The following is a 2,116-nucleotide window of genomic DNA, read 5'->3' on the forward strand; positions in this document are numbered from 1 at the left end:
TGCCGGGGGCGGCGAGTCCGGGGGACGGCGGTTCGGGGGCGGCGTCGTCCAGCGCGAGGCCGATGCCGCTGACGTCGGCGACCAGGTGGGCCAGCGCCTGGGCGAGCCGCTGCTCGTCGGCGATCACCTCGACGGCGGCGGCGTGCACCGAGAACCGCACCCGGCCGGCGCCGACCAGTTCGCCCGCGTGCTCGACGGCCCGGCGGACCACCTTGTCCAGGGCGACCGGCACCCGCTCGGCGGCCTTCCGCCCGCTCCTGCCGTCGCCCCTGCCCTCGGCCTTGCCGTCGACGCCCTCGACACCCTTGCCGTCCGCGCCGGAGCCGGCGCCCTCACCGGCCTCGGAGCGCTGGTGGGCCAGCACGCCCTCGATCAGCTTGCCGTACCGGCGGCACTCGTCGGCCAGCCGGCGCAGGGTCCAGTTGGCCTCCGGCCAGAGCTGCCCGGCCGGGTCGGCGGCGAGCGCGTCGATCCGCCGGTGCAGCGCCGTCAGAGCGCCGCCCAGCTCGCTCTCCAGGACGGCGGTGAGGTGCTCGTTGCGGGCGACCAGCGCCAGCTCGCGGCTGCGGTCGGTGAAGGTCATCACCGCGCCGACCAACTGGTCGCCGTCCCGGACCGGGGCGGTGGTGAGGTCGACGGTGACCGGACGGCCGTCCTTGCGCCACAGCACGGTGCCGCGCACCCGGTGCTTGCGCCCGGAGGTCAGGGTGTCCAGCAGCGCGGACTCCTCCAGCGTCAGCGGGGTGCCGTCGGCCCGGGAGTGCTGGATCAGCGGGTGCAGCTCGCGGCCGCCCAGCTCGCTGGCCCGGTACTCCAGGATGTGCGCGGCGGCCGGGTTGACCAGCACGCAGCGGCCTTCGAGGTCGACACCGAGCACGCCCTCGGCGGCGGCCCGCAGGATCATCTCGGTCTGCTTGTGCTGGCGGCGCAGCTCCGCCTCGACGCCGAGCCGGCCGGTCAGGTCGCGGACCAGCAGCAGGAGCAGGTCGGAGGAGCGGGAGCCCTCGCGGTAGGGGTCGTAGGGCGTCGGCGGCGCGTAGCCGGAGCCGGATCCCGCTCCGGGGCCGGACCCGTCGTCGTCGAAGTCGTTGCCGGAGACCTCGACGGGGAAGGTGGTGCCGTCGGTGCGCCGGGCGGTCATCCGGACCGGGCGGTCGAGCGCCTCGTCCTCGCGGGCGGCGGGCCGCATCGAGCCGGGGATCCGGCTGGGGTCGAACTCCGGGAGCAGGTCGAGCACGCCCATGCCGACCAGCGAGGTGCCGGGTGCCTGCAGCGCCTGGACGGCCGCGTTGTTGGCATCGACGACGGTGCCGTTGCTGTTGACCAGCAACAGCGCGTCGGGCAGGGCGTCGAGTATGGCGGCGAGGCGAGCAGCGCCTCGGATCGGCCTGCTGCTCACGTCGACAGGTCTCCTCGGCTCAGGGCAGCTCTCTCCGGAGAGGGCAGTATCTCATTCTTCTTTGCGGCGGGGACGACCCGCCTAGTAACGTGGTCGGCGGTTGGTGCCGGGCCCCCGGGTTGTGGCATCATCACAGGCACAGGGAACGAGTCCGCGCACGCGGGCCTGGTCCATGTGGAGGAGGCTTCGCCTAGTCCGGTCTATGGCGCCGCACTGCTAATGCGGTTTCGGGGTTATTCCTGATCGAGGGTTCAAATCCCTCAGCCTCCGCCAGCCGGGAGCCCCGTCGACGATCTCGTCGGCGGGGCTCTTCGCATGTCCGGGGAGGGTTCGGACGGGGTCGGGGCAGGGGTCGGGCGGGGTCGGGGCAGGGGTCGGGCGGGGGCCGGGCGCGGTTCGGGGAGGCGGCGGGGAGGTGCCCGCCGGGGGTGCCCGGGGTGCCCGGATCAATCGATTTCGTCCCGCGCCGCAGGTCATGTAATGTTGTCTCCGCACCGCCCCGGAGGGACATTCGCCAGGGCGAGCGCTCATAGCTCAACGGATAGAGCACTTGACTACGGATCAAGAGGTTGCAGGTTCGAATCCTGCTGAGCGCACCAAACCCCGCAAGACCGGGTTCGCCCGGAACTTGCGCTCATAGCTCAACGGATAGAGCACTTGACTACGGATCAAGAGGTTGCAGGTTCGAATCCTGCTGAGCGCACCAGTGGGAAACCC

1 protein-coding gene and 3 tRNA genes are annotated in these 2,116 nt (G+C 72.4%); 3 read left to right on the forward strand and 1 reads right to left on the reverse strand.

Annotation, left to right across the window (positions count from 1 at the left end):
* A partial coding sequence (locus tag ABD308_RS10645) for a PAS domain-containing protein (RefSeq protein ID WP_344331476.1) occupies nt 1-1,399 on the reverse strand: 1,399 nt, incomplete at its 3' end.
* Nucleotides 1,400-1,578: 179 nt separating this feature from the next.
* Here ABD308_RS10645 and ABD308_RS10650 point away from each other — a divergent pair.
* The 3 genes from ABD308_RS10650 (at nt 1,579) to ABD308_RS10660 (ending at nt 2,105) form a co-directional block, all read left to right on the forward strand.
* Nucleotides 1,579-1,672 (forward strand) — tRNA-Ser (locus tag ABD308_RS10650).
* A 250-nt stretch (nt 1,673-1,922) separates the two neighbouring features.
* A tRNA-Arg gene (locus ABD308_RS10655) sits at nt 1,923-1,998 on the forward strand.
* A gap of 31 nt (nt 1,999-2,029) precedes the next feature.
* Nucleotides 2,030-2,105 (forward strand) — tRNA-Arg (locus ABD308_RS10660).
* The last annotated feature ends 11 nt before the right edge of the window (nt 2,106-2,116 follow it).

Source organism: Kitasatospora putterlickiae, from assembly GCF_039527695.1.
Lineage (GTDB): Bacteria > Actinomycetota > Actinomycetes > Streptomycetales > Streptomycetaceae > Kitasatospora > Kitasatospora putterlickiae.